Consider the following 265-nt stretch of genomic DNA (forward strand, 5'->3'; position numbering starts at 1 on the left):
GTGGTCTGATTGCCAAAGTTGAAAACGGCGATGTGATTCGTGTTGATGCGACAACGGGTGAATTAACCCTGTTTGTAGACGAGAAAACACTTGCAAGTCGAACTGCAGGTAAAGTGGATTTGCATCATTCAAGTTATGGCATGGGCCGTGAATTGTTTGGCGCGCTTCGACGTAGTTTAAGCAGCCCTGAAACAGGTGCTCGCAGTACTAACGCTATTGATGAATTATATTAAAAATAAAAGGAAGTCGGTAATATGATTGAGCC

At 43.4% G+C, this 265-nt stretch carries 1 pseudogene; it reads left to right on the forward strand.

From position 1 onward, the window contains the following. Positions 1-233, forward strand: a pseudogene (locus tag AAEZ00_RS21420) (dihydroxy-acid dehydratase domain-containing protein); the annotation flags it as partial. Between the last annotated feature and the right edge of the window lie 32 nt (positions 234-265).

The sequence above is a fragment of the Shewanella sp. S1-49-MNA-CIBAN-0167 genome (assembly GCF_040310145.1).
Lineage (GTDB): Bacteria > Pseudomonadota > Gammaproteobacteria > Enterobacterales > Shewanellaceae > Shewanella > Shewanella psychromarinicola.